Source organism: Pseudobutyrivibrio ruminis AD2017, assembly GCF_000424305.1.
GTDB classification, from domain to species: Bacteria; Bacillota; Clostridia; order Lachnospirales; family Lachnospiraceae; genus Pseudobutyrivibrio; species Pseudobutyrivibrio ruminis_B.
Genome location: NZ_AUJQ01000016.1, coordinates 1 through 22258, shown reverse-complemented (window position 1 = coordinate 22258; position 22258 = coordinate 1). Strand labels below are relative to the sequence as shown.

The window sequence follows — 22258 nt, the reverse complement described above, 5'->3', positions numbered from 1 at the left end:
AGAATATTTATCTCTGACTAAATCATAAATAAAAGACCAATCAATGGCTTTATCTATGATTCTTAGAAGATGATCCTGGGGAACCAAGTCATCAGTACATACAAATTCAATCTGCTTTCTAGCCTTCTCATTTTGTTCTGTAATCATTATTCTAACCCCTTGTTTTGATACATTTATTATACCAAAAAAGAGGTGAGAAAGCTTGGAAAATCAAGGATTTCTCAGCTTTTAGTTAGCCTAAAAATGAAAGAACTGGAGTCCGCTGACTCCAGTTCCTCCTTATTAAAAAGAAAAGGTCGCGACGAAAGCCGCGACACTTTGTCTACACTCTGAGAGCAGCCAGTGCTGGCTGCTCTTTTTTAATAAACTATGCAAATTCTGATTATTTTTTTGTTTAGTTTTTATTGGAATTTTCGTTGCTAGGTGGGGTTCCTTCAGGTTTTTCGCCATTAGGGGCTTCACCAGCTGGCTTTTCGCCACTTGGTGGATTGCCTTCAGGCTTTTCACCACTAGGGGCCTCACCTTCTGGCATACCTCCATCAGGAGCACCTGATGAAGTAGCTTTTTCTAGAGTGATTGCATCACCTGTAGATTCAGAACCTTCTGTATATTCTTCACCATTTACATATAATTTATAGCCATTTAAATTAATGCTGTCGGCATCACATGCAAGAGCAGTGATATAGGAATCTCCAGTTAGTGTCCATGTCGCTCCATCTGTTAGCTGAACATAAACGTCTCCAGCTTCACCGTTTGTATTAATTGCGCCGCTATAGGTTGCACCTTCGCCAAGATAAAGATTCATTGCAGATACATCATCGATAGACATATCACCTTCAAGCGACTGATTTTTAACATTAACATTTACCTGTCCGCCGTTAGATCCTTCATTGCCCCAACCTGCAGCTGCGGCTCTCAGTAAAATGCCATCACCATTATTGTTTATCTCAGAGTTTTCAATGTTAATATCTGCCACGGTATTTGTGATAAAGAAAACATCACCGTTTGCATTGTTTAATATACTGTCTTTAAGAGAAAATGATGCAGTACCTTCATCAGCGTCACCTGACATAGATTGGTAAATCATAACAGCCTGATAATAATCCGACTTATCGCTGTTTTTTGTGTTATTGTCAGCGTTAAGAACCACATTGTTTAATGTAGCTGAATTATTTCCTTCTACCACAACGCCTTGAGAGGCAGTAGAGGTTAGTGTTGCATTTGAAACTGTTACATCTGCAGTAGAATAAATGACAGGAGAGCCTGTTCCTGAGGTAGTGTAGTCTCCACCAGTGACAGTTACGTTACCGCCGCCTCTGTCTGAACGGATAGCTGCTGACGAATTACCGCTGGTTTCAATTGTAAGATTTGTGGCATTCATAGTACCGCCACCTGTTGTCATAAGTCCACCAGAACAGTTGCCAGCTGTAGTAATGTATGAATCTGAAATATTAACAGTTGTGCCTTCGCCATAGCTAAATACACCATTAGCATGTGTACCGTTAGTATCAACAACTATTTCTGATAAATCAAGAGTTGCTCCATCTGTTGCAAATATGGCTGCATTATCACCGTAAAAATCGGCTTCATCGCCCTCATCTGAATCCCCGGTCTTAATTACTTCCACATTGCTATAGGATGCATCTTTTCCTGAGGCTTCAATGGCATGTTCACCATCTTCGTTATTTTCAATAGTTTCGTTAACAGAGATATCATCTCTGGCAGGACCAGATACGGTCTGACCAATAGCAGTAGAACCATCAGCTTCATTCGCTGAATCTGTAACTTCGGTTTCAGTAGATGATACACTGGTATTACCGCATCCTGATAGGATTAATCCTGCAGAAAGAGCACATGTTAAAAGTTTTGTAACAATCTTATTTTGCATGTTATTTCCTCCATTTGATTTGATATTTAAATTTTTATCAAACGGATTTGACGATTAGGTGATGAGTTCCTGTAGGATACTAAATTGTTTCCTGAAATTAGTCACAAGTTTTGACATATAAAAGGTCAAAAAATGAATAGAGGTATATTGCCTCAGTTGGTAGAATCAGTGTTATAAAATCAAAATTGGGAGAAGAATAATGGCTGAATTTAATTTGTTCAAAAATGGTGTATTGGCACCTATTGTGCTTGAGGACAATGGAGTACATGGTGTTAAGAAGATGGCAGGGATTTTTGCTAAGGATATTGAAAGAGTTACAGGTAAGGCTCCTGAAATCACAGCGGCTATTCCAAACGATACAAGCTTTGTTATTTATCTTGGCCTAGCGGAAAGCGCTAAGGTTCAAAATGAATTTAAGGATGTAATCGATACTAAGGATATAGCAGGAAAGAGAGAGACCTACGGTATTTTCATGTTTGAAAATCCTGAGAATAAGGGACAGCAGGTGCTTGCTATAGTTGGTAGTGACAAGCGTGGTCTTACTTATGGTATGTTTTCTATTTCAGAAATCATGGGTGTATCACCATGGTATTTCTGGGCAGATGCAAATGTAAAGCAAAAGGAAGAGGTAGTTCTTACAGATGATGTATGTATGATTTCAAAGGAACCATCAGTAAGATACAGAGGCTTCTTTATTAATGACGAGCAGCCATGTCTTGGAAACTGGGCTAGAGAAAATTACGGAAGTATCAGCCCTGGGCCAGAGCTTTATGAAAAGATTTTTGAGCTTCTTCTTAGATTAAAGGGAAACTATATTTGGCCTGCAATGTGGCGCTCAGATTTTACATTAGATTATTTCGAAAATGCGGTTCTTGCAAATGAGATGGGTGTAATTGTTGGTGCATCTCATCATGAGCCATGCTGCCGTTCAGGACAGGAGTTCCAGCGCCTTAGACATGACAATCCACAGTATGGAACAGAATGGAGCTTCCTATCAAATGCTGAAGGCATTACAGAATTCTGGAAGGATGGCTTGACTAGAAATAAGGATTTCGAGAATCTTATAACTATTGGTATGCGTGGAGAGAACGATTCATATCTTATGCCAGAGGATGCCACTCTTGAGGACAATATTAATGTTCTGAAGAAGGCAATTGTTAAGCAAAAGGAACTTATTTCAAAATATGCTCCAAGTGAGCACCCACAGCTTCTTGCCTTATATAAGGAAGTAGAGGAATACTACTACGGTGATGAAAATACTAAGGGACTTAAGGATTGGGAAGCACTTGATAATGATATCATGATGCTTTGCGACGATAACTTTGCCAACGTAAGAACTCTTCCAGATGATGAGCTTCGTAAGAAAAATGGTGGCTTTGGTATGTACTATCATTTCGATTATTTTGGAGAGCCAGTTTCTTACCTATGGATTAATACATCACCTCTTACAAAGGTGTGGGAGCAGATGACAATGGCCTACGATTTTGGTGTTCGCTCTGCTTGGATTGTAAATGTAGGTGATATTAAGAATCAGGAGCTTCCACTTAGCTACTTCCTTGATTTGGCTTATGATTTTGATAAGTGGGGAACAACTGCTATCAATAAGACTGGGGAATACACAGTTAACTGGCTTAAGGGCTTAGGCTTTGATGCAAAAATGTCAGATGAAGCCGCAAAGCTTGTAACAGAGTATGTAAGCTGGAGTGGAAGAAGACGTCCAGAGGCTCTTAATTCATCAATCTATCATGGAGCACATGAAAACGAAGCAAGAGATTATCTGAATCGTATTTACGAAGCAGAAGAAAAGGTGGAGGAGCTTTACAAGCAGGTAAAAGGCACAGCTCTAGAAGAATGCTTCTTTCAGATAGTTTATTATCCACTTAAGTCTGTTGCTGAGATTAACAAGATGCATCTTTATGCAAGCCTTAACATTGTTTATATAAAAAAGCGCATGAAGCATGCTAACGTATATGCGAAGCTAATTCAGGACTGCGTTAAAACTGAGCGCAATCTTGTAAAGGAATATCATACAAGAAATGGTGGTAAGTGGAATCACATGCAGTCTGTTTACCACATCGGATTTACTAACTGGAATGATGAGCAGTGTGAATACCCAATCAGCCAGTTCTTAAATCCTGTAGAGGACGCAAGATTATTAGTTGGAATAGCAGACAGTGAAGATTCAACTGGCGCACATCGCTGGACTAGACACGTACTTCACATGCCACTTTGCTTTGAAACAAATGATTCCGGTGTATTTGAGGTGGCAAATGGTGGAGAGAAAGAACTTCACTATCGTATAGATTGGGATGCTGATTGGATTGAAATAACAGCTTCAGACGATGGAAAGTCAGTAGAGAAGAACAAGCAATTATCTATTGATGATATAAAGCTATATACAGTAAAAATCAATAAAGATAGATGGAACAAAGAGGATAACGCAATAATTCGTATATACGGAGATGATTGCGAAACTGTTGCTGATGAATCAGAAAACGGCGGCAGCATTACTATGGTGGAGCTTGCGGTAGATGTAACAGCTATTGATTTAGGCAATGTAAATGAAAAGTGCTTCCTTGAAACAAATGGCTGCATCTCTATTGAGGCAAATCACTATCAGAAAGCAATTGCAACAGCGCAGGGTGAATATAAGGAGATTAAGGATTACGGAAGATACGAAAGTGGTATGAAGGCATATCCACAGACAGTTCGATTTGATAATCCTGCTGATGCACCAGCACTTATTTACAATGTATATGCACTTGAAGCAGCTGACTATGAAGTAAATGTATATGCAGCAGCAAGCAATCCAGTAGTATATCAGGGCAAGCTGGCATTAAATGTTTCTTCAAATGATGAAGCAGGCGTTATCGTAAATACCATACCTGAAACAGATTTTGTTCCATGGAAATCAAATAGCTGGAGAAAGGGAGTACTTGATCAGATTCATATTGGTACCTGCAAGGTTAGCTTACACAAGGGTGTTAATAATATTAAGCTTTCTGCAATTGACCCAGGTGTGGTTGTTGAAAAGCTGGTTATCTGGAATCCTAATGCTAAAATCCGCGAGTCATACTTAGGTCCAAAGGAGAGTAAGATAGACTAAAATCACGTTTTGTTTATAAACATAAACTTTTTGTTGATGGAGATATCCCTGGTATTGATTTAAAATATTCTTATCAATGACAAAAATTTAACAATGTTCTGGCAGAAGTAAGCATTGTTAAATATGTTTAAAAGGAGGATATTTTAATGAAGTACCAGGGACTTTTTGAGCCTATCAAAATTGGTAAGCTTGAAATCAAGAACCGTTACGCAATGGCACCTATGGGACCACTTGGTCTTGGTGATTGCGAAGGTGGATGGAATGACAGAGGAATCGATTACTACACTAGACGTGCCAAGGGTGGTATTGGTCTTATTATTACAGGTGTAACATTCTCTGACACAGAGGTTGAGAAGCCTTCATTCCCTAACACACCAAACTCTACATACAACCCAGTTCAGTTTGTAAGAACTAGCCGTCAGATGACAGAGAGAGTTCATGCATACGGTTCTAAGATTTTCTTACAGATGTCAGGTGGTTTCGGTCGTGTAACTATTCCTACAAACTTAGGAGAGTTCCCACCTGTTTCTGCTTCAGCAGTTCCACACAGATGGCTTGATAAGACTTGCCGCCCACTTACAGTTGAAGAGATTCACGGTATCGTTGAAAGCTTTGGTAAGGGTGCTTACAATGCTAAGCGTGCTGGTTTCGATGGTGTTGAAATTCACGCTGTTCACGAGGGATACCTTATTGATCAGTTCGCTATTTCATTCTTTAATCAGCGTACAGATGAGTACGGCGGAAGCTTAGAGAACAGACTCCGTTTCGCTAAGGAAATCCGTGAGGAAATCGCAAAGACTTGTGGATGGGATTTCCCAGTTGCAATGAGATTCTCTCTTAAGTCTATGATTAAGGACTTCAGAGAAGGTGCTCTTCCAGGAGAGGAATTTGAAGAGAAGGGCCGTGACATCGAAGAAGGTATCGAGGCTGCTAAGCTTCTTGAGAAGTACGGCTATGATGCCCTTGACGTAGATGCAGGAACATACGATGCATGGTGGTGGAACCACCCACCAATGTACATGGAGAAGGCTCCATACAAGGAGTTCGCTCGCATTACAAAGGAACATGTTAACATCCCTGTAATTATGGCAGGTCGTGTTGATAATCCAGATACAGCACTTGATTGCCTTAACAATGATATCTGCGATATGATTTCTCTTGGTCGTCCTACACTTGCAGATCCAGATATCGTTAACAAGATTAGAAGAAATGAGCTTAGCCAGATTCGTCCATGTATCAGCTGTCAGGAAGGTTGCATGGGTCGTATTCAGACTTACTCACTTATCAACTGTGCAGTTAATCCACAGTGTGGTAAGGAAAGACTTAACCAGTACAATCCAGTTTGCAAGAAGAAGAAGGTTCTTGTAGTCGGCGGTGGTGTAGCAGGTTGTGAAGCTGCACGTGTACTTGCTGAGAGAGGTCACGAGCCTGTACTTTACGAGGCAAATGGTCGTCTTGGTGGTAACCTTATCCCAGGTGGCGCACCAGATTTCAAGGAAGACGATATCGCACTTGCTAAGTGGTATGAGGATGAAATGGTACGTCTTGGCGTAGAGGTTCACCTTAATACTAAGGCTACTGAAAAGGAAATCCTTGATAAGCAGTTTGATGCAGTTATCCTTGCTACAGGTTCTCGTCCTAAGATGTTCTCACTTGGTGACGACGAAAAGGTTTACTCAGCAGAGCAGGTACTTCTTGGTGAGAAGGAATCTGGTGAGAAGACTGTTGTAGTAGGTGGCGGTCTTGTAGGTTGCGAGCTTGCACTTGATTTAGCTCAGAAGGGCAAGAAGGTTACAATCGTTGAAGCACTTGATAAGCTTATGGCTGTTAATGGACCTCTTTGTTCTGCAAATAAAGAGATGCTTGAGAAGTTAATCCCATTCAATGGCATCGATGTTGTTACTGGTGCAAGAGTTACTGAGTACAAGAATGGTGTACTCAAGGCTACAGTTGGCGATGAGACAAAAGAGCTTGAAGCTGACAGCGTAGTACTTTGTGTTGGTTATGCTAGTGAAAACACACTTTATAATCAGTACAAGAATGATGTAGATGAAATCTATCTACTTGGTGATGCTAGACAGGTTTCAAATATCATGTATGGTATTTGGGATGCATTTGAAGTAGCTAACCACATTTAATAATTGCCTATATCTTAATAAATAGAAATAAAACTCTCCCCCGTAGGCCCTGCCAATTGACTTATTGTCTGGCAGGGTCTTTTATTTTATAATAATTAATATGAATACACGAAATTTTAAATGTTTCCAAACTGTATATGAAGAGCGAAATTTGCAGGTTGCTGCCGGCAAATTATTTTTGTCGCCACAGGGACTTAGTAAAATAATAAAAAGTCTTGAGGACGAATGTGGTACGCCGCTTTTTATTAGAAGCAAGGAGGGGTTTATTCCTACGGAAAGCGGAAAGCTTTTTTATGAGAAATCCAAGGTGGTATCTAGAGATTTAAATGAGCTTTTTTCTTCAATAGAAACCTTGAACGATAAGGAAAAACGATTTAAGGTTGGCTTTGCAGCAGGTACCATAAGGGCTATTGATATACCTAAGGTTAATGATTTTATGGAGTCTAATCCTGAGGTTTTAGCAAGCTGGTCTGAGTATGAGAATGAGCAAATCATTAGAAGAATACTTAATGACGAGATTAGCTTTGGATTTGTTGTAGGTAAGCCTAATAATAGTAATCTTGTGACGGGGCTTGTAAAATCAATTGATTTAGTAGCCTATGTTTATAATGGTCATAGATTATTTGATGAGAAACAGGTAGAAATAAGTGATTTAAAAACAGAGAAGATTATTTCTATGAATGAGAAATATCATGTGTATCATGATGTTATTAACGCCTGCCATCTTAATAGCTTTAATCCTAATATTGTAGCTAGGGTTGGCGAGGGAGAATCTATTTATCGCTTAGTGAAAAACAGGGTAGGAATAGGCATATCCCCTAAGTTTTTCAGTGATAATGAAGATATTAAAGCTGTAGAAATTAAAGATGCTTATTCCTGGGATGTATATGGCGTATACAGAGAGGATTCAGCAGATAGGGACTTAGCTAAGAGATTTTTAGAAGCAATGAATGAAAGCAAATAAACGAATTCCAATGACAGAAGCTCTTAAGAGCGTGGAATAATTTTCTATAAAAAAGTGTTGACAAAAAATTGTCAAAAGAATATTATACTAAACAAATAAAACAAGGCTTGTTTAGGAAATGACAAAGGCGTCGTAAGCGTAAGAAATTACGTTTGCGGCGCCTTTTGTTTTATAAAAAAGGAGGAAAAGAAATGGAAGAGTATTCTAGCATGTTATTTGGCGTATGGTTCCTGATAGGAGCTGCATTGGTATTTTGGATGCAGGCAGGATTTGCAATGGTGGAGGCTGGATTTACCAGAGCAAAAAACACTGGAAATATCATAATGAAGAACCTAATGGATTTTTGTATTGGAACAGTGATGTTTATAATCATAGGTTTTGGATTGATGTTTGGTGAAAATGCTTTATTTGGTCTTGTTGGCAAGCCATCTCTTCAGGTGTTTACAGATTATGCAAGCTTCGACTGGAGCAACTTTGTATTTAACTTAGTGTTTTGTGCAACTACAGCAACAATCGTAAGTGGCGCCATGGCAGAGCGTACAAAGTTCATTAGCTACTGTATCTACTCAGGTGTTATCTCTCTTGTAATCTATCCAATTGAGGCACACTGGATTTGGGGAGGCGGTTGGCTATCACAGCTTGGTTTCCACGATTTTGCTGGAAGCTGTGCCATCCACATGGTTGGTGGTATTTGTGCATTGGTTGGTGCTAAAATATTGGGACCTAGAATTGGAAAGTTTAATCGTGACAGCAAGGGTAAGATTACAAAGGTAAATGCTTTCCCAGGTCACAATATTGCACTTGGAGCACTGGGTGTATTCATTCTTTGGCTTGGCTGGTATGGATTTAATGGTGCAGCAGCTACATCAGTAGAACAGCTTGCATCAATCTTTGTTACAACAACAATAGCACCTGCTGTTGCAACATGTACAACAATGGCATTCACTTGGATTAAATATGGCAAGCCAGATGTATCAATGTCACTTAATGCCTCACTTGCAGGTCTGGTAGCAATCACAGCCCCATGCGACGTAACTGATGCACTTGGTGCAATCATAATTGGTGTTGTATCAGGATTTCTTGTAGTATTTGGTGTATGGCTTCTTGATTACAAGTTTCACATTGATGATCCAGTTGGTGCAGTTGCAGTACATATGATGAATGGTATTTGGGGAACAATTGCAGTAGGATTATTTGCAACTACATCAGCTCCTGACAGTGAGCTTACCGGTCTTTTTTACGGGGGAGGATTTAAGCTACTTGGTCTACAGCTACTGGGAGTTCTTACCGTAGGAACATGGGCAGCTGTTACAATTACTATCGCATTTACGGTAATTAAAAAGACTATAGGACTTCGTGCATCTGCAGAGGAGGAGATAGTTGGTCTTGATAGAACTGAGCATGGTCTTCCATCAGCTTACTCAGGATTTAACATGCTAGAGGATGATTTTGATGCAGATGAATATGATGATGAAACAGCATCACTTATCACTGATACATTAGAGGCTGCTGGTCTTGCATCAATGGATGATGCAGTAGAGGTTGAGTATGCACCATCTCAGATTACATCAGCAGGCAAGCCTAGAATGACAAAGATAGAAATTCTTTGCAAGGAGCGTAATCTTGAAAAGCTTAAGAATGCTCTTATGAAGCTTGGCATTACAGGTATGACAGTGTCTCATGTAATGGGCTGCGGTGTTCAAAAGGGAGCTCCTGAATATTATAGAGGCGTTGCACTTGAGCCTGCACTACTTCCTAAGATTAGAGTGGACGTGGTAGTCTGCAAGGTTCCAGTAAAGGATGTAATCGACACTGCTAAGAAGGTACTTTACACAGGCCACATCGGTGATGGAAAAATCTTCGTATATGACGTTGAGCAGGTTGTAAAAATCAGAACAGGCGAGGAAGACTTCGCAGCATTACAGGATGTAGAATAAAGGTAGTATAGATTATAGGAGAAAGTCATTAGCATGAATATACAACTTTTTCAATTTGAACATTGAAAAGCCAGCGGTAATTACTTAATATTAAGAAAACGTGTTGGTTAAGTAGAGAAGGTTGTGGAAAAATGAGTAAAATAGGACTTATTGTTGAAGGCGGTGGAATGAAATGCGCTTATGGTGCAGGTATACTGGATGCTTTTTTAGATGACAAAATCAAATTTGATTATTGTATTGGTGTGTCTGCGGGAAGCGCAAATGCAGCATCATTTTTGGCAGGGCAGAAGGGGCGAAATAGGCGTTTTTATTCGGACCACATATTTGAGCCAGATTATTTTGGATTAAAGAGTTATTTAAAGACACATAATCTGTTTGGACTTCAATATATCTATGGTACATTGAGCAATTCTGACGGAACTGATGCTTTAGATTATCGAAGCCTTATGTTAAATAGCACAGAGTATCTTATAGTAGCAACAGATGCAAATAGTGGTGAGCCCAGATACTTTCATAAGGAAGAAATGCCAAAGGATGATTATAGAATTATTATGGCTTCATCAGCACTGCCAGGGGCATGCCTTCCTGTAGAGATAGATGGGCACTATTACTATGATGGTGGTGTATCCGATTCAATACCTGTTAAGAAAGCTATAGAGGATGGCTGTGATAAACTGGTGGTTATTATGTCCAAGCCAAGGGACTTTGTAAAGAAGCCTGAAAGCCTTAGGGGATTTTACTCTTTTAAATGCAGAAACTATCCTAAAATTATAGAGCTTCTAAATAACAGGCATATCGCATATACGGATAGTCAGCGTATGGCCTATCAGCTAGAGCAAGATGGTAAGGCATTTATATTCGCACCTAGTGAGCACTTATCTATGGGAACTTTTACAATGAGTAGAGAATCAAATGAAAAGCTCTATAAGCTAGGTCTAAAGGACTACGCTAGCTTGCGAGACGATCTGAAACAGTTTTTGGATGGTAATGGGCAGGCTTGCATTAGCAAAGAAAACAATTATAAAAATATAATCGAAGCAGTATAAAAAGTATTAAGGACACCCCGAAATCGAGGTGTCCTTTTAATTTACATTGCATTTCTAGGATTCCAAATAAGATTATCCCAATGCTCTAATTCCTCTTCAGTCATAAATCCGTTCGAGGTTCCCATATAGCCAATGTAGTTTGATGCGAAAAGTAATGCTTTATGAATAGCTGTCTTTGAATCGCCTGTTTTAAGGAAATAGTGTAGGAAGCAAGCAAAAAGTGCATTGCCAGCACCAGCTGTATTTACAATCTGTTTAGAATTTACTGCATTATAGTGTGCAGTGAAATCCTTGTATTTATCATAGATAAGTACGCCGTTAGGGCCTTGACCAAGAACAATGATTTCAGGGTCATATTTGCTAACCATATCCTTAACAAAATCATAAGGCTCTTCATCAATGGAGTTGTCATTGAAGAAGATGATATCAGCGTTCTTTAAAAAGTCTTCGTTGTAAATTTCTTTTTCACGTTTGAATCTATGAATTTTTACCGCCAACTTCTTGTTATTATCAATAGCTCGTGAAATAAACGGTCTACAGAAGTTAACGTTAGATAATACCATCATATCGCAGGATGGAACCAGTGGATCCACCAGCATCATATCGTAGTTAGCATTTCTGATGTCCTTTAAATCTTCGAATCGTTGGGCCTTTCTTCTGGCGTCATACAAAAATACTTCCATAGGTGTCTCTTTAATAATTGGAAGAACGTATTTGGTAGAAAGAGTTACCTCACGGTTTGCTGGATTGAAAATACTAAGATCTTCATGCTCCCCCACAACTGTCATAAATTCCACGTCATCACCTAGCCATTTCAAAGCCAATGATTCGTTGAAAGCATCACCACCAGCTGATATGTAAATAGTATCTCTTTCTCCAGTATAAGGCTCATATTTAATAGGGATTTCCTTTACCTTAACAATGGTTTCTAGCTGTGTGATTCCTGCAACAATAAATTTACTCATAGTGTCTTCTCCTAATCATTAGTTATCTTTGCTCAGAAAATCTAAGCTGACATTTGATATTACAGAAAATAGGTTTATACCCGTTTTGGAATCGTTTATCCATATCAACTGTAGAAATATAAAAGATTTTGCCACAGCCTGGGCATTTACGTTTAACCATATCCATAGTGCATACCTCTACTACTATAACAATCTACACTAATTGTATTGTAGCAAGAAAAAATGGAGAAATTATTGCTAAGTTGTGAAGTATTATGTAAATAGTGCAATTTGTGACGACTTCACTTAGAATATACAAAAGAAGTTTATATGGAGAGGACGTATTACATGCTTAGAATTGCAATAGTTGAAGACGAGAAGGAATGCCAGGCAAGTCTGATTGAGCACTTATCTCGCTATGAAAAGGAACATAATGATAATTTTATAGTTAGAACCTTCTTTGATGGAATTGATATTTTAGATGATTATACTTCAGAATATGACCTTATATTCTTGGATATTCACATGAAATATCAGGACGGCATGACAACTGCAAGGAAGATACGTGAATTAGATGATAGTGTAATCATCGTGTTTATAACAGCACTAGCACAGTACGCAATAGAAGGCTACAAGGTTAATGCTCTTGATTTTATTTTAAAGCCTGTAGTTTATGAGCAGTTTGAACTGGCTATGGATAAGGTTTTTAAAACAGCTGATAAATATCAAAAGAGTAAAGAGATTATAGTTTCAGAGGATGGGGCAAAGCGAAAAATTGATACAGAGGATGTTTATTACATAGAAGTAGTAGGACATACTATCGTGATACATAGCAAACTAGGTGTATTTGAAACTAGAGGCAAGACCTTAAAGGCGATATCAGAGGAATTAAAGGAATACAATTTCGTTCAAAGTGGCCAATCCCATCTTATAAATTTAAGGTATGTTGATAAGATTAAGGGAGATGTAGTTACAGTTGTAGGTGATGAATTGTTTTTAAGCAGAAGTAGAAAGAAGGATTTTATTACTGCATTTGGTGAGTATGTAGGAATGGAGATATAGCTATGTATAGTAATGCATTTAATATAGGGTATTTGTTAGAAATCATACCACCAATACTGGGGATTTGCCTTGGAATAGAAAAAAAGAATAATGGGCTTTTAAAAGCAATTATTTGTGTAATTATAGGATTTTTGGTAGATACTGGCATGACAATGGTTTTATTGATGCTTGGCTTTGAAGGGGATACCATTACAGACGTGACCATGTCTACTTATATCTATGTTTTAGTTTGGTTTATTTCTGTTTGGCTTGCAGTAATATTTGGCATTTTTTTTTCATGTAAGGTTACCCTTCACGAGGCGGTATATTTATTCGCAATAAGCTATGCTATAGAGCATATATTTTATTGTATTAGAATGCTGGCAGCTTATATATTTAATATTTCTGATTACCAAATTGTTCTATATGTAAGCTGTCTTATAGGCTCATTTGTTATGGCTTATTTTTGGTTTGCAAAGCCAATAGTTAAAGGTGGCCAGCTTAGAATAGAAACTATCGTTGCAACATCAGCTACCATAATCATCCTTTTTGTGGTATGGCTTTTAAGCATAGTGGCAAGCTTTAATAATATTACTCATATACATGCTGTTTATGCTATACTAGCCTGCCTTTTTATCTTGTTTAATCAAAGGGAACAGCTAATTAACGAAAACGAAAGACTGGTATTTCAACAAAAGGAAAGGCTATGGAAGGAAACCCAGGTTAGATATCAGCTGTCCAAGGATGCCATGGCTGTTGTCAATCAGCATTATCATGATATGAAGCACCAGATAAATGCCTTAGCTAATATGGAGAATGATGAAAAGCGTCGTGGCATATTGGCTGAAATGGAAAATGATATTGCTATTTATGATGCTGTAGTTAGAACAGGCAATGAATTATTAGATACTGTATTAACTGAAAAGAAGCTTGTATGTCATAGCAAGAACATAAATATGAGCTGCATGGCCGATGGAAAGCAGCTGGATTTTATGGATGATTTGGATATATATACCTTGCTTGGAAATGCACTTGATAATGCAATAGAGGCAAATGAAAAAATATTGAATAAGGATAAAAGATGGATATCAGTCCAAATACAGAACAAAAAGGGTATAGTGCTGGTGGAAATTGTTAATCCATACGATGGCAATATTGAAATGAGTCATGGACTTCCTGTTACATCAAAGGAGGACAAGCTCAGCCATGGTTTTGGCACAGCAAGCATCAAAAACATAGTAGAAAAGTATAACGGACAGATGAATATAAAAACAGACAGTGGCAAATATCTTTTAAGAATGATTTTTACAGAATAGATATTGCCAAATATGACAAAAAATATGCAGGCTAGGACAAAGCCTGCTATTTTTATATTTTTTTTGATATTCTCCAATTAAGTTATCAATCACGGGTAATACCCAGAAGAAAAGGAGAATGTACAATGAGCAAAGGAAGAAAAATAGTAGGAACATGTATCCGTTCCATACTAATTATCGTATTTGCGGTAATTATTGTGGCAGTGAATAGTGTCCTGCCAAATTACGCCAGAATGCTTGATAGCATGATTGGTGGAATCAACACAAAGATAGACAATTCAGATGTTGAAGCCACAGGATTGGACCTTGAATACAACAAGGCGGATTATGATAAAGATTCAATTAAATCTGCGGAGGCAGAACTTCATCAGAGAATTGCAGATGAAGGAACAATCTTACTTAAGAATGAAGAAGGCTTTCTGCCAAAGACAGCAGATAGTACCTTCAGTTTTTTCAGTGTGAATTCGGTCACAGCTGCCGCAAATGATAGCATGATGGGTGGAAGAAGCCTTGCTGATATTTTTGATGCTGCCCATATTTCGCTTAATAAAACACTTTATGATTATTATAAAGAGCAGTCTGAAAACTATGGCTTAGGTAAAGGCTCTATATCCTATGGTGATGCAGAGGATTTTTCAATTAACGAATTACCATTATCAGAGCTTAAATCAAATAGTGAGGTAATGAATTCAATTAAAGACACTGTGCCTGTATATTTCCTTAAGAGAGTAGCAGGTGAAGGAAGAGATATGCCTCGTTCAATGTATAATCACGCAGATAATGCCGAGGATAAGGCAAAGACATATCTTGAGCCAGATTCAACAGAGCTTGAAATCATCTCATACCTTAATGATAACTTTGATGGGGTGATTTTAGTAACTAATTCAAATGCAGCACTTGACCTTGATTTTATAAAGGATTATCCAAATATTAAGGCTGTTATTTCAGCAACAGCAATCGAGTCATTACCATATATTTTGACTGGTCAGGTTAATCCTTCAGGAAGAACTGTAGATACTTTTGCAGCCAATCCTTTAGAGTCACCAGCAGCTATGAACTTTGGTGATTATCAGTATTCTGATTCTACAGGCGAGCTTACAAAGTATAATTACGTTACTTATGAAGAAGGAATCTATGTAGGATATAAATATTACGAAACAAGATATGAGGATGTTGTTTTAGGACGCGAAAACGCAGGCGATTTTGATTACGATTCAGAGGTTGTATATCCATTTGGTTATGGATTGTCTTATACAACATTTGATTGGTCTGATATGAAGACTACATGGAATGGGGACACTTGCAATGTTGAAGTAACTGTTACAAACACAGGTGATGTTGCAGGTAAGGATGTGGTAGAAATCTACGCACAGAGTCCATATACAGATTACGATATTGAAAATGGTGTTGAAAAAGCTTCTGTTCAATTAGTAGCTTATGATAAGACAAATGAGCTTGCAGCAGGAGAGTCCCAGACAGTTAAGCTTAGCTTCGATAAGTCTCAGCTAAAGGCTTATGACGCAAATGGCGCAAAGACATACATCTTTGATGCTGGTGATTACTATATTACTGCAGCAAAGAATGCACATGAGGCCATAAACAATATAATTGGTGTTAAGCAGGAGGCAGAGAATCCATTTGTTTGTGAGTACACACCTGAAATTGATGAGGTTGATACTGCTACATATTCAAAAGACAGCTATTCAGGAGTAGAAATTACAAATCAGCTTGATGATGCTAAAGGTGACGCAGTTTATCTTACAAGAAATGACTGGGTAGGTACATTCCCAACACACGACGGCACTGCAAGCGCCCAGATAAGTACCTGGGGAAATGAAATCAATGGAGAAGATGGTGCTTCATATACATATACAAAGACAGCATCTGATGATTTGATTGCACAGTTAGATAGCTTTGATTCAGGTTCACCAGTTGATAAAGAATCTCTTGCAGATACAAAGATTGTATATGGGGCTGATAATGGTCTTAAGCTTATCGATATGAGAGGCTTAGCTTATGATGATCCTCTTTGGGAAGATTTATTAGATGAGCTTACAGCAGAAGAAATCTATGATGCAATTGGTGTTAGTGGATATGGTATTGAATATATCAAATCAGTAGAAAAGCCATTTAATATTGATGCTGATACAGCTGCAGGACTAATTTATGGTGGAACAGGTGCTATGTTTCCAACAGCTATGACACTTGCACAGTGCTGGAATCCATCACTTGCAAATGAGTATGGTGAAATGATTGGCAATGAAGGATTACTTGGTGGTGCCGATGGTTGGTATGCTCCTTCAATGAATATTCATCGTACACCTTTCTCAGGAAGAAACGGCGAATATTATTCAGAGGATGCATTCCTTTCAGGAACAGTAGCTTCTAATGAAGTAAAGGGGGCTGCTTCTAAGGGTATGTACACATACATCAAGCATTTCGCATTCAATGACCAGGAAAATCACCGTGGCGATAGAGACGGACAGTTTAGTATTGCAACATGGTTAAATGAGCAGAGTGCTCGTGAAATCTATCTGCTTCCATTTGAGATGTGTATGAAGGCAGGAGATGTTACATTAAATTATGTTGAGAAGCAGGCTGATGGTTCTTATGCAAATGCTTCTAAGGATATAAGAGCATCTCAGGCAGTTATGACTTCATTCAACAGAGTTGGTGCCACATGGGCAGGTGGTGATTATGGATTAATCACAGGCATTCTTAGAAATGAGTGGGCATTTGATGGCCTTGTAATGACAGATAATGCAAATACTGGTGTATTTATGGATGGCTATCAGATGACAGAAGCAGGTGCAGATGTTAAGCTTACAACACTTCCTGCAGCTGCAAGATATGATTTTGATAAGAATGATCCTGCTACATATTATTATGCTAGACAGGCAATGCATAGAATGCTTTATACTATCGCAAATTCGAAGTCAATGAATGGCGCAATGCCAGGCAGCCATATTAAGGATGGATTAAGAAAATCTGAACTTATTATGATTGTGGTTTCAGTGATATTTACATTATTAATTATTCTTGAAATATATAAAATCTTTAGATTATTCAAGCCTACTGCAAAGAAATTAGCAAAGCTACAGGCTAAGGCTGAGAAGAAAGCTAGAAAGTAATATAATATAAGAAAAGCAGGTGCTGCAAAAGCATCTGCTTTTTTAATATTTGCCACAATATATTGTGTATTAACTGACAATAAATTCCATATATTGACAACCTAATTATAGGTTGCTATAGTATCTATTGGACATATTAAGTGCACTTATATATGTCTATTTTTCTGAAGAGGTAGACATAATGAAAATTATTAAAAGAAATGGTAGTGAGATGCCATTCGACAGCAATAAAATCTTTGCAGCTATCTCACGTGCTAACATACAGGTAGACGAATCAGCAAGAATCAGTGACGATGACATTCGTAAAATTACAAATCAGGTTACAGATTATTGCTCTAATCTAGACCGTATTCCAGGTGTGGAAGAGGTTCAGGATAGAGTAGAGCATGACCTTATGGCTCACGGTGCCTACGATTTAGCTAGATGCTATATCACCTACAGATACACAAGAGCATTGGTTAGACAGAGCAATACAACAGATGACAAAATCCTAAGTCTAATTGAATGCGATAACGAGGAAGCAAAGCAGGAAAACGCTAATAAGAATCCTGTTATTAATTCCACACAGCGTGATTATATGGCAGGAGAGGTATCTAAGGATTTATCTGAAAGATTACTTCTTCCAGAGGATATAGTAAAGGCTCACAAGGAAGGAATCATTCACTTCCACGATATGGATTACTATGCACAGCATATGCATAACTGTGATTTAGTTAATCTTGAGGATATGCTTCAGAACGGTACAGTTATTACTGGTACACTTATTGAAAAGCCTCATAGCTTTTCTACAGCTTGCAATATAGCAACTCAGATAATAGCTCAGGTTGCATCTAATCAGTATGGAGGACAGTCTATATCATTAGCTCATTTGGCACCATTTGTTCAGGTTAGCCGAGAAAAGTTCAAAAGAGAGCTTGATAAGGAGCTTGAAGAATGTGGCATCACTCTTAATGATGAAGATAAGAAAAAGATGATAGAGCAGCGCGTTAAGGAAGAAATCAAGCGCGGTGTTCAAACAATTCAGTACCAGGTTGTAACACTTCTTACAACTAATGGTCAGGCGCCATTCGTTACTATATTTATGTATCTTAACGAAGCCAAGAACGAACAGGAGAAGAAGGATTTAGCTCTTATTATTGAGGAGGTTCTCAGACAACGTTATCAGGGTGTTAAGAATGAACAGGGAGTTTGGATTACACCAGCCTTCCCTAAGCTTATATACACCTTGGAAGAGGATAATATTCACGAAGACAGCCAGTACTATTATTTAACTGAGCTTGCAGCTAAGTGCACAGCTAAGAGAATGGTACCGGATTATATATCAGAGAAAATCATGAAGGAGCTTAAGGGCGATGTATTTACATGTATGGGCTGCAGAAGCTTTTTAACTCCGGACAGATTTACAGACGCTGGCATTGGTAACATTGCTAACGCTAAGAATTACGAAGAGGGTAAGCGCAAATATTATGGTCGTTTCAACCAAGGCGTTGTTACAGTTAACCTGGTCGACATTGGCCTTTCTGCTAACAAGGACATGGATGCTTTCTGGCAGATATTTGATGAAAGAATGGAGCTTTGCCATAAGGCGCTTAGATGTCGCCATGAAAGATTACTTGGAACAACATCAGATGTTGCACCTATTCTTTGGCAGTACGGCGCTCTTGCCAGACTTGAAAAGGGCGAGGTCATTGACAAGCTTCTATACAACGGCTACAGTACATTAAGCTTAGGCTATGCTGGATTATGGGAATGCGTCATGGCTTTGAATGGCAAAAAGCTTACAGAACCTGAGGGTGAAAAGCTTGGCCTTGAAATCATGAATAAGCTTAATGAATATACTAACAAGTGGAAAGAAGCTGAAAACATTGATTATTCATTATATGGAACACCACTTGAAAGCACTACATACAAATTCGCTAAATGCTTACAGAAGCGATTCGGTGTTATCAAGGGAGTAACTGATAAGGGCTATATCACCAACTCTTATCACATACATGTTACAGAACCAATCAATGCCTTCGATAAAATAGCTATCGAAAGCCGCTTCCAGGCTCTTTCACCAGGAGGAGCCATCAGCTATGTTGAAGTTCCTAATATGAACAACAACATTGACGCTGTTATGAATGTGATTAAATACATTTACGATACCATCCTTTATGCAGAGCTTAACACCAAAAGCGATTATTGCCAGGTGTGTGGCTGGGATGGAGAAATCGAAATAAAAGAAGATGACGGCAAGCTGGTTTGGGAATGCCCAAGCTGTGGTAACCGTGATCAAAACAAAATGAATGTAGCAAGACGTACCTGCGGTTATATAGGAACTCAGTTCTGGAATCAGGGCCGTACCATGGAAATAAAAGAACGTGTCTTGCATTTATAGGATATGAACTACGGAGCAATCAAAAACTGTGATATAGCAAATGGAATAGGAGTAAGGGTCAGCCTGTTTGTTTCAGGATGTAGGAATCATTGTAAGGGATGCTTTCAGCCAGAAACATGGGACTTTAATTACGGCGATAACTTTACAACAGAAACTAGTGATGAGCTAATAAAGCTACTTTCGCCTGATTACATCAATGGATTAACTATCCTTGGAGGAGACCCTTTCGAACCGGAAAATCAAAAGGTGCTGCTTCCTTTTATGAAGCGTGTAAAGGAAACATATCCTAATAAGGATATTTGGGTATACACAGGTTACACCTACGAAAGTCTTACCTCTGGCAGTGCAGCAGTACATACAGCTGAGGCTAAGGAAATGTTATCATTAATTGATATATTGGTCGACGGACCATTCATAGAGGATAAGAAAAACATCCGCCTTAGATTCAAAGGCTCAGAAAATCAAAGAATAATTGATATGAAAAAGACTATATCACAGGGACAGATTGTCCTGAGAGAATAAAATTCTCTCGCCCCCTCCTGTAAAGGAAAGGTGAGAGAATGTTATCAATCGATTATTATAATAACATACATTATATATAATTGATTATTTTGGCATAAACTGTCGAATTTACGACATAAACGGTAATGTTATAGGATCATTATTTTTAATGGGATGTAAAACAAAAGTGCATTAGTATTCCTGATTGGAATATTAAACCGCTTTATTTGAATGGATAAAACTACAAAATTCAATATGAATATGGACTCACCATGATATAATAAATTCTGGTTTGGAATAGTGCTCCGAACCAGAATTTTTTGTTTTTATTTAAAGGAGGAAATGAAATGGCTTGTTTTACAGTTCCAGCTGGTGAGGCTGTTGTTACAACAATTGTAAAGAAGACAATGGAAAAAAATGGTACCAAGAATAAGGAAAATGATGGCAGGGTCTCTATGACTAGAAAGCTTAAATGGTTATCAAATCTTTTATGGGGAGGCTCTGTTTTACTTGCATTTGAGCATGTATGGCACGGAGAAGTTCAGCCTTTCTTCCCATTCTTAACAGCAATGTCTAGTCCAGAGGATACAGCAGAAATGCTTCATGAAATTGCAACAGTAGGTGTATCTATGGCAGTTTTAGTTACTGCTATTTGGATTATTATGTGTGTAACTGCAGATATGATTGTTAGAAGACCTGTTTCTAGCTTAAAGCAGACAGTTTAAGGAGGATAATATGACATTACTTATCACAGTTATTGCTGCTGTTATCACAACAGTTCTTTGGTACAACAGAAAGAATAATGATATGCAGCTTCACGTTTTAATGTTTATGTTCTGGGGTGCTTCAATTATGTGGCTTGTTGATGCTATTTTTGAATATGCAGAGCTTAGAGCAGAATATTTCACTCCAGCTGTAGAGGATATGATTAATGATACATTCTTAGGCTTCTCTGTTGTAGCTCTTGCATTAGTTATTTGGATTGTATTTGTTCTTATCAAGGACCCTAAGGGTGTTGTTAGAAAATCTTTATCATAATTAATTTTTGATATACTGAAGTTAGATTACGAAAAGTAAAATGTAAGCTTCTGTAGACTATGGAGAAAAAATGATATATTATGGTTGTGCAAAATTCATTTTGTACAACCATTTTTTATTAAGGAGATATAGTGATATGAAGGCATATTTTGCAGGAGGTTGTTTTTGGTGCGTTACACCAATTTACAAAATCTACGGAGTAGATAAAGTGGTTTGTGGCTATTCGGGCGGAGATGAGCCAAATCCTACTTATGAGGATGTAAAGGCACAGCGTACAGGTCATCGTGAAACCATTGCTTTAGAGTATGATGAAAAGAATGTAGGCTATGACAAGCTGCTTGATATATATTTGGCTAATGTGGATCCATTTGACGGAGAAGGTCAGTTTATAGACAAAGGCTTTTCTTATACATTAGCAATTTACTACCAGAATGAAAAAGAAAAGGAAATGGCAGAAGCTAAGATAGCTGAATTAGAAGCTTCAGCTGGCAAAAAGGCTTGCATTGCTTTAGAACCATTTAAATCATTTTATGAGGCTGAAGAGGAGCATCAGGATTATTATCTAAAGAACCCTGAAGCCTTTGAAAAAGAATTAATAGAATCAGGAAGACGTGGGAAATAATTCCCACGTCTCAGAGTGTAGACAAAGTGTCGCGGCTTTCGTCGCGACCTTTTCTTTTTAATAAGGAGGAACTGGAGTCAGCGGACTCCAGTTCTTTCATTTTTAGGCTAACTAAAAGCTGAGAAATCCTTGATTTTCCAAGCTTTCTCACCTCTTTTTTGGTATAATAAATGTATCAAAACAAGGGGTTAGAATAATGATTACAG

Annotated in this window: 16 protein-coding genes and 1 pseudogene; 13 read left to right on the top strand and 4 right to left on the bottom strand. The window is 38.1% G+C overall.

Features of this window, described 5'->3' with window-relative positions:
* Positions 1-147: pseudogene (locus tag G611_RS15645) on the bottom strand (IS5/IS1182 family transposase); the annotation flags it as partial.
* Between the two features lie 247 nt (positions 148-394).
* Entirely contained in the window at positions 395-1888 is a 1494-nt protein-coding gene (locus G611_RS14590; RefSeq protein ID WP_051195201.1) for a hypothetical protein, read from the bottom strand.
* 199 nt (positions 1889-2087) lie between these two features.
* On the opposite strand from G611_RS14590, the gene G611_RS0109835 reads away from it, so the two are divergent.
* The 5 genes from G611_RS0109835 to G611_RS0109815 all read left to right on the top strand — a co-directional run bounded on the left by G611_RS0109835 (position 2088) and on the right by G611_RS0109815 (position 11079).
* A complete protein-coding gene (locus tag G611_RS0109835) occupies positions 2088-4994 on the top strand; it encodes a glycosyl hydrolase 115 family protein (protein ID WP_036949018.1) in 2907 nt (968 codons plus the stop codon).
* Between the two features lie 146 nt (positions 4995-5140).
* On the top strand, positions 5141-7132 hold the full coding sequence (locus G611_RS0109830; RefSeq protein WP_028243475.1) for an FAD-dependent oxidoreductase: 1992 nt from the start codon (positions 5141-5143) through the stop codon (positions 7130-7132).
* 100 nt (positions 7133-7232) lie between these two features.
* The gene (locus tag G611_RS0109825) at positions 7233-8096 is read left to right on the top strand and encodes a LysR family transcriptional regulator (protein ID WP_081657032.1); all 864 of its coding nucleotides are present in this window, start codon (positions 7233-7235) and stop codon (positions 8094-8096) included.
* A 191-nt stretch (positions 8097-8287) separates the two neighbouring features.
* Complete coding sequence (locus G611_RS0109820; protein ID WP_028243473.1) at positions 8288-10033, top strand: ammonium transporter; 1746 nt, start codon at positions 8288-8290, stop codon at positions 10031-10033.
* Between the two features lie 131 nt (positions 10034-10164).
* On the top strand, positions 10165-11079 hold the full coding sequence (locus tag G611_RS0109815) for a patatin-like phospholipase family protein (protein WP_028243472.1): 915 nt from the start codon (positions 10165-10167) through the stop codon (positions 11077-11079).
* 41 nt (positions 11080-11120) lie between these two features.
* Here G611_RS0109815 and G611_RS0109810 read toward each other — a convergent pair whose 3' ends face one another.
* Entirely contained in the window at positions 11121-12044 is a 924-nt protein-coding gene (locus G611_RS0109810; RefSeq protein WP_028243471.1) for a carbohydrate kinase family protein, read from the bottom strand.
* Between the two features lie 22 nt (positions 12045-12066).
* Complete coding sequence (locus G611_RS15770; protein WP_155942284.1) at positions 12067-12210, bottom strand: hypothetical protein; 144 nt, start codon at positions 12208-12210, stop codon at positions 12067-12069.
* Between the two features lie 161 nt (positions 12211-12371).
* On the opposite strand from G611_RS15770, the gene G611_RS0109800 reads away from it, so the two are divergent.
* The 8 genes from G611_RS0109800 to msrA all read left to right on the top strand — a co-directional run bounded on the left by G611_RS0109800 (position 12372) and on the right by msrA (position 22052).
* Positions 12372-13085, top strand: a complete 714-nt coding sequence (locus G611_RS0109800; RefSeq protein ID WP_028243470.1) for a LytR/AlgR family response regulator transcription factor — start codon at positions 12372-12374, stop codon at positions 13083-13085.
* A gap of 2 nt (positions 13086-13087) precedes the next feature.
* The gene (locus G611_RS15430; RefSeq protein ID WP_051195200.1) at positions 13088-14380 is read left to right on the top strand and encodes an ATP-binding protein; all 1293 of its coding nucleotides are present in this window, start codon (positions 13088-13090) and stop codon (positions 14378-14380) included.
* A gap of 125 nt (positions 14381-14505) precedes the next feature.
* Positions 14506-17511: a glycoside hydrolase family 3 N-terminal domain-containing protein gene (locus G611_RS0109790; protein ID WP_036949014.1), complete on the top strand. Its 3006-nt coding sequence runs from the start codon at positions 14506-14508 to the stop codon at positions 17509-17511.
* 181 nt (positions 17512-17692) lie between these two features.
* Positions 17693-19891: an anaerobic ribonucleoside-triphosphate reductase gene (gene nrdD / locus G611_RS0109785; RefSeq protein ID WP_028243468.1), complete on the top strand. Its 2199-nt coding sequence runs from the start codon at positions 17693-17695 to the stop codon at positions 19889-19891.
* Between the two features lie 3 nt (positions 19892-19894).
* On the top strand, positions 19895-20413 hold the full coding sequence (nrdG, locus tag G611_RS0109780) for an anaerobic ribonucleoside-triphosphate reductase activating protein (protein WP_028243467.1): 519 nt from the start codon (positions 19895-19897) through the stop codon (positions 20411-20413).
* Positions 20414-20739: 326 nt separating this feature from the next.
* Positions 20740-21117, top strand: a complete 378-nt coding sequence (locus G611_RS0109775) for a hypothetical protein (protein WP_028243466.1) — start codon at positions 20740-20742, stop codon at positions 21115-21117.
* Between the two features lie 10 nt (positions 21118-21127).
* A complete protein-coding gene (locus tag G611_RS0109770) occupies positions 21128-21430 on the top strand; it encodes a hypothetical protein (RefSeq protein ID WP_028243465.1) in 303 nt (100 codons plus the stop codon).
* Between the two features lie 136 nt (positions 21431-21566).
* Complete coding sequence (gene msrA, locus G611_RS0109765; protein ID WP_028243464.1) at positions 21567-22052, top strand: peptide-methionine (S)-S-oxide reductase MsrA; 486 nt, start codon at positions 21567-21569, stop codon at positions 22050-22052.
* Positions 22053-22258 lie beyond the last annotated feature (206 nt).